Raw genomic sequence first — 6,948 nt, 5'->3', positions numbered from 1 at the left:
TGTATTATAATGATGATAAACAGTGGTTCGGCTCCTGAAGCACCTCTGACTGATATGTGCAGACACCCTCCGTCCTTATCGTATGGAGGGTATTTTTGAGAGCAGCTTCCGGACAGGCCCGCTGTTCCCCAGGCAGGCGATATTTGAAAAGAGAGGCACGCCTGCAAAAAATTAATAGGAGGTTTTGCTATGCAAATGACATTCCGCTGGTACGGCGAAGGCAACGACAGCGTTTCCCTTGCCGACATCAAGCAAATCCCCGGCGTCACCGGCATTGTCTGGGCTCTGCACCACAAGCAGCCGGGCGAAATCTGGACCGTTGAGGAAATCATGGCCGAAAAGAAGATTATTGAGGACGCTGGCTTCAATATTGATGTGGTCGAGTCGGTAAACGTACACGACGACATTAAGATCGGTCTTCCCACCCGCGACCAGTATATCGAAAACTACAAGATCACTCTGCGCAATCTGGCCCAGTGCGGCGTTAAGGTTGTCACTTACAACTTTATGCCCGTGTTTGACTGGACCCGCACCGACCTGTTCCATCCGCTGCCGGACGGCTCCACCGCTCTGTATTATGAGAAGGCCGTTATCCGCGAGGATGCCAAGGAGATGGCAGAATATATTCTGAAGGGCTGCGAAGGCTACACCATGCCCGGCTGGGAGCCCGAGCGTATGGCGCAGCTGGACGAGCTGTTTGCCAAGTACGAGCCGGTTACCAAGGAAAAGCTTTGGGAGAACCTGAAGTACTTCCTGGAAGCCATCATGCCGACCTGCGAGGAAACCGGCATCAAAATGGCCATCCATCAGGACGATCCCCCCTGGGATATCTTCGGTCTGCCGCGTCTGCTGGTTGACAAGGAGTCCATCGGCCGCTTTGTTAAGATGGTTGACCATCCGAACAACTGCCTGTGCCTGTGCTCCGGTTCGCTCGGCGCCAACCCGAACAACGACGTTGCCGATATCGTTCGCACCTACTGCGACCGCATCGCGTTTGCGCATGTACGCAACACCAAGCACTATCCGAACGGCGACTTCTCTGAGGTTTCCCACCGCGACTGCGACGGCGACACCGGCATCCTGAACATCATGAAGGCCTATCATGACTGCGGCTACCAGGGCTATATGCGTCCCGACCACGGCCGCCACATCTTTAATGAGAAGTGCCGCCCGGGCTATGGCCTGTATGACCGCGCGCTCGGCATCATGTATCTCTGGGGCATCTGGGACACGCTTGACAAACTGGAAGGGACTAAGTAAACAATGAAACTCTCTATCAACTCTTTAAAGGATACCGCCGCCTGGAACGGCTATAAGCTGCCCGCGTTTGACGTAGAAGCAGTTTCTGCCAAGACCAAGGCTGCTCCGACCTGGCTGCATTTTGGTGCAGGCAACCTGTTCCGTGCATTCCAGGCCGCTGTTGCGCAGAAGCTCATCGAGGAAGGCGCTATGGAGACCGGCGTCATCACCTGCGAAAGCTACGATGATGAAATCGTCACCAAGTGCTTCCATCCGGTTGACAACCTGACCGTTGCCGTTACGCTTGAGGCGGACGGCCGCATTGAAAAGGAAGTCATCGGCTCTGTAGCGGAGACCACCACCCTGCTGCACGACATGGACCGTGTGAAGGAAATTTTTGCATCTCCCTCGCTGCAGATGGTATCCTTTACCATTACCGAGAAGGGCTACTCGCTTTACAATGCAAATCACGAGCTGCTTCCGGTTGTGGTTGAGGACAAGAAGGCCGGCCCCGCTGCCGCCAAGTCCTTTATGGCGGTTCTGGCCACCCTGCTGCTGCATCGCATGCACACCTGCGGCAAGCCGCTCGCCATGGTTTCGATGGACAACTGCTCGCACAACGGCGCCAAGCTGCAGGGTGCGATTATGGAGTTTGTGGAAGCCTGGAAGGAAGCTGGCCTGATCTCCGCGGAAGAGTATGCTTATCTGACCGAAAAGGTTGCGTTCCCGTGGTCGATGATCGACAAGATCACCCCGCGTCCCGCGCCGGAAATTGCAGACAAGCTCGAAGCGGACGGTCTGGAGAATATGCATCCCTTCGTTACCAGCAAGAACACCTATATTGCGCCGTTCGTCAACGCCGAGCGTCCGCAGTATCTGGTAATTGAGGACGACTTCCCGAACGGCCATCCCCCGCTCGACAAGGCCGGCGTTATCTTCACCACCCGCGACACGGTTAACAACGCGGAAATGATGAAGGTTTGCACCTGCCTGAACCCGCCTCAGACCGCGCTGGCGGTTTACGGCTGCATGATGGGCTTTACCTCCATTGCCAAGGAAGTACAGGACCCTGAGCTGTACAAGCTCATCGACCGTATGTGCCACGATGAAGGCATGCCGGTTGTAGTGGACCCGGGCGTTCTCAGCCCCAAGGCCTTCCTGGACGAGGTATTTGAGACCCGTCTGCCCAACCCCTTTATTCCGGATACCCCGCAGCGTATTGCAACCGATACCTCCCAGAAGGTTTCCATCCGCTTTGGTAATGCAATCAAGAATTACGAAGCGATGGGCAAGGGCAAGGCCGCTGAACTGAAGTATATCCCGCTGGTTCTGGCCGGCTGGCTGCGTTACCTCATCGCTGTCGGCGATGACGGCAAGCCGTTCCAGTGCAGCGCCGACCCGCTGCTCGCTTCCCTGCAGGAAAAACTCTCCGGCATTGAGCTGGGCAAGGTGGACGACGCCTCTGTTGCCAAGCTGGAGCCCATTCTGCACGACGCTACCATCTTTGGTATCGACCTGTACTCCTGCGGCCTGGCTGAAAAGGTCATCGGCTACTGGAAGGAAATGATGGCAGGCCCGGGCGCAATCCGCGCAACGCTGAAGAAGTACACGGCGTAAGCTGTCTCCGGCTTCTGTGCGTGCCTGTCTCATCAGGACGTAACACAAATGCAAACAGCCCGTATCGCTTGGCGATACGGGCTGTTTTTTGATCTCTCAAAAACGTCTCTGCAACTGTCAGTTGCGAAAAGATACAGCATAGTTGGTCGACTTTTTCTCCCCATTCTGCTATAATAAAGCCAATCAAAGGGGTGATAGTATGACATTGGGTGAAACGATCTATACGCTGCGCAATGCGCGCGGCATGTCTCAGGGAGATCTGGCCGAGCGGCTGCACGTTTCCCGCCAATCGGTATCCAAATGGGAGAACAATACCAGCGTTCCCGAGCTTGACAAACTGCTTTTGCTGAGCGATGTATTTCATATCTCTCTGGATGAACTGACCGGCCGTTCTCCAACCGGCCCTTCCCCCGCATCCGCGCCGCAGGCTCCGCCCCAAGCCGCGCCGCAAAGGACTTTCGGTACGCAGCGAATCATCGGCTTTATCCTGCTGGCCCTCGGTCTGCTCTGCTGTGTCCTGTCTTTCTTCTTTGGGTCCGGCGGGTTGGCAATCGGCGGATATTGCATCGTCTGCGGCATCCTTTGCCTGAAAACCGGAAAATACGCCGGATTGATTATCGGTTGGCTCACGCTTTTGCCGGCCATCCTGCTTGCGCCGCTTTTCACCAGCGTCCGGATGTTCGATATTTTTCATCTCTCCGCCTACGCCCACGGCATTTCTATCCAGCAAATTGTTGCAATTGCAATGTGGCTGTGCCTGTTTGCGCTATTGTTTTTCACCATACGGGCTGCGCGCACATATTATGAGCGCAGGAAATAGCTGTGCAATCAAAAAAGGGACGCTGTGCGTCCCCTTTTTTTGTTAATTTTCTGCCGGCGGCAATGCTTTCATCATTTCAACCGCCTTTTGCGTCGGCCAGAGCCAGTCACGTCCCTTTTCATAGGTCTGCTCCAAGTAAGCGCGCGCCATCTCAGGCTCTCCCTGCGAAAGATACACGCGCGCAAGCAGCAGGCTGGCGTTGACACGGAACAGGTTTGTCGTGCTGTTGCGGACAACCTCGCGCAGATATGCGTCATCCCTGCACACGCCGGTCAGCGCCTCATAGTGGCACCGCATCATCCGGAGATTCTCCTCATACTGCTTTTGCAGCGCCTCACTGCTCTGCGCCAGCAGTACGCGCATCTGGTCCATGCATTCCTTGCCCTTTTCTGCCTGCTCCAGCTGAAAATAAATCTGTGCGCGATTGTTGAGCAGCAAAATCTTTGCTGTGCGGTTGAGGGTCTCGTCCGGTATCTCCGGCGCATTGTCCATAACCTCCAGCGCCTTGTCAAACTCTCCATAAGCGGCGTAGCCATTGGCCATATGCGCCCGCAGGTTGACTTCCAAATCCGGATCCTTCTTTGCACGGGGCAGCAGTTTTTCATACATCACAACAAAGCGTTCCGGCTCCAAATCCTGATACAGCCAGCACAGCTTGTTCTGGTTGGCATTGACCGCGTAGGACATTCCCAGAATGCACAAAATGGCAAAGCCGATAATCAGCACCAATGCCGCCGCCACAAACGATACACCCGCTGCAACCATGCGCGCGGCCACAAACAACAGCACCAGAGCGCCCACAATCGGAATCAGCAAAAAATGCGGATACAGTTTAATCAGTTTTAACATGCTCTAATCTCTCCTAAAGTGTATAAATATAATTATACCTTTGATTGATGCCAACCGCAAGTCTCTTTTCTTTATTCGCAAAAAAAAGAGCGGAACTTCGTCCGCTCTTGCCGGCCATCGTCAGCATTTTTTTGCCGTTTTAACCGAAACCGGTCCCGTACTTGCGCGCGCAAGCAGCTTGGCTTCCAGCTCAACCACCGGTTTTTCAGGAGTTTCCACCTCTTCTATCAGATCCAGCAGCAGATTGACGCTGACGCGCCCTTTTTCCTCAATCTGCTGGCACACCGTGGTAAGCGCAGGGGTAACCTGCTCCGACATCTGGATGTTGTCAAATCCGACCACAGAAATATCCCCCGGAATATCCAGTCCGCGGTCATGAATCGCATCCATTACGCCAATCGCCATATAGTCCGACGCAACAAAAATCGCCGTTACATCCGGAAAAGCGTCCATAATCCGGCTGGCGGTCTGGTAGCCGGAATCAATGGAATTATATCCCTCCTGCACCATGCCCGGCAGTACAGGATACCCCTGACGGGCCATTGCATCCAGATAGGCACGGCGGCGTTCTTCGCTGGACGGCAGAAAATGCGGGCCGTTAATATACGCAATCCGCTCATGCCCCAACTCGAACAAATGGCGCATCGCCGCAGATGCACCCACATAATTGTCCACACATACCTGATACACTTTTTGCGATGCCGGCGCCTTGCCGACCAGCACCAGCGGCACATGGTTTTCCAGCAATTCGTTAATCTGCGGCGTATGTTCATACAGCGGACTGATTACCAGCAGACCGTCCACCCGCTTTTGCAGAACCGCATCAAACGCTTTTTTCATATCCCGGCAGCACAAAATCAGCGCATAATACCCACGCTTTGTCAGGGCTTTCAGCACGCCCCGCTGAATTTCCATGTAATACTGATTCTGAAAAACATAGTCGATATCATGCGGCACTACCACGCCGATGGTACGGCTGCGCCGCTGCGACATACTGCGCGCATAGGCGTTCGGCTGGAACTGATGGGCGCGGATGACGCGCAGCACCCGCTCCTTCGTGTCCGGCAAAACGTCCGTCTTATTGTTCAGCACGCGGGATACCGTTGATTTGGAAACGCCCGCTTCCTTGGCGATCTCCGTGATCGTCATACTCTTTTTCACACCTACTGACTCCTTTTTGTCCTCCATTTCCCTCACCTTTATATTATACAGGTCAAAAATCATGCTATCAATGCCCATTGCACAATAATCTATTTTTCGTCAAAACGCACTTCTTATCGCCTGTTTTTTTGTAAATATTTCACAACTCTTTGCATATTTATTCTTTCTCTTTTCTTCCGTGCGGAAATACTGTATACTAAACAATAGCACATCATGTTGGAGAATGGAGGACACCCCTCTTGAAAGAATTCCATATCGGCATAAATGACAGCGGGCAGCGCCTGAATAAGTTTCTGGAAAAGGCAGTTCCCCTGCTTTCCGGCGGCCAGATGTACAAATATCTGCGTCTCAAGCGTATCAAAGTCAATGGCAAGCGCACTGACGCAGCCTACCGGCTGGCCGAAGGCGACACGGTACAGCTTTATTTAAACGACGAATACTTCAGCGCCCCCTGCGAAGAGGACGCCTTTCGCCGTATCACGCAGCCGCGTCTGCATATTGTGTATCAGGATGCGCATATCCTTCTGGCCGATAAATCCCCCGGCATGGTCGTTCACGCGGATGAAAAGGGGGACAGCGATACCCTGATTGCGCATATTCAGGCCTACCTGTACCAGTCCGGGCAATGGGACCCCGAAGACGCCGCTTCTTTTGCCCCCGCGCTGTGCAACCGCATAGACCGCAATACCGGCGGCATCGTTATTGCCGCCAAAACAGCCGAGGCGCTTCGTATCCTGAACGACAAGATCAAAGGCCGTGAACTGGAGAAACGGTATCTGTGCGCCGTTCACGGCCGTCCGCAGCCGTCTGCCGGTCTGATTGAAAACTTTCTCCGGCGGGATGAACAGCGAAAACAGGTCACGCTGCACCAAACGCGGGTGCCTGGCTCCAAAACCGCCCGCACCCGCTATCGCACCCTTGCCACGCAGAACGGACTGTCCCTCGTCGAATGCGAGCTTCTGACCGGCCGGACGCACCAGATTCGCGCGCACATGGCCTCCATCGGCTGCCCGCTATTAGGGGACGGAAAATACGGCCGCGCCGAGCTTGATCGGCCCTACGGCGAAAAAGGGCAGGCGCTGTATGCGTATTCGCTCACCTTCCGTTTTTCAGAGCCCGCAGGCGTGCTGGCGTATCTGAACGGCCGAACCTTCACGGTCTCCAATGTTCCCTTTGCCGAAAAGTACTTTCCAGGCTTTTCCTACCTGCTATGACAAAAAAGAGCAGCAGCCGATTTGGCCGCTGCTCTTTCTGTTTCTGCG

Annotated in this window: 6 protein-coding genes; 4 read left to right on the top strand and 2 right to left on the bottom strand. The window is 54.4% G+C overall.

From position 1 onward, the window contains the following. Positions 1-189 precede the first annotated feature (189 nt). From uxuA to ACOYIE_RS07970, 3 genes are all read left to right on the top strand, one after another. Complete coding sequence (uxuA, locus tag ACOYIE_RS07980) at positions 190-1,260, top strand: mannonate dehydratase (RefSeq protein WP_433412129.1); 1,071 nt, start codon at positions 190-192, stop codon at positions 1,258-1,260. 3 nt (positions 1,261-1,263) lie between these two features. Next, on the top strand, positions 1,264-2,856 hold the full coding sequence (locus ACOYIE_RS07975) for a mannitol dehydrogenase family protein (protein WP_433412127.1): 1,593 nt from the start codon (positions 1,264-1,266) through the stop codon (positions 2,854-2,856). A gap of 199 nt (positions 2,857-3,055) precedes the next feature. After that, a complete protein-coding gene (locus ACOYIE_RS07970) occupies positions 3,056-3,676 on the top strand; it encodes a helix-turn-helix domain-containing protein (protein ID WP_433412125.1) in 621 nt (206 codons plus the stop codon). Positions 3,677-3,718: 42 nt separating this feature from the next. On the opposite strand, the gene ACOYIE_RS07965 is transcribed toward ACOYIE_RS07970, so the two are convergent. After that, positions 3,719-4,525: a tetratricopeptide repeat protein gene (locus ACOYIE_RS07965; protein ID WP_433412123.1), complete on the bottom strand. Its 807-nt coding sequence runs from the start codon at positions 4,523-4,525 to the stop codon at positions 3,719-3,721. A 120-nt stretch (positions 4,526-4,645) separates the two neighbouring features. Beyond that, entirely contained in the window at positions 4,646-5,686 is a 1,041-nt protein-coding gene (locus tag ACOYIE_RS07960; RefSeq protein WP_433412121.1) for a LacI family DNA-binding transcriptional regulator, read from the bottom strand. Between the two features lie 239 nt (positions 5,687-5,925). Between ACOYIE_RS07960 and ACOYIE_RS07955 the strand changes: the two genes are divergently transcribed. Continuing rightward, a complete protein-coding gene (locus ACOYIE_RS07955; protein WP_433412119.1) occupies positions 5,926-6,900 on the top strand; it encodes an RluA family pseudouridine synthase in 975 nt (324 codons plus the stop codon). Positions 6,901-6,948 lie beyond the last annotated feature (48 nt).

It is taken from the genome of Agathobaculum sp. (genome assembly GCF_050946325.1).
GTDB lineage: Bacteria > Bacillota > Clostridia > Oscillospirales > Butyricicoccaceae > Agathobaculum.
Note: the sequence above shows the minus strand (reverse complement) of the source record. Positions and strands in the feature narration are given on the sequence as shown.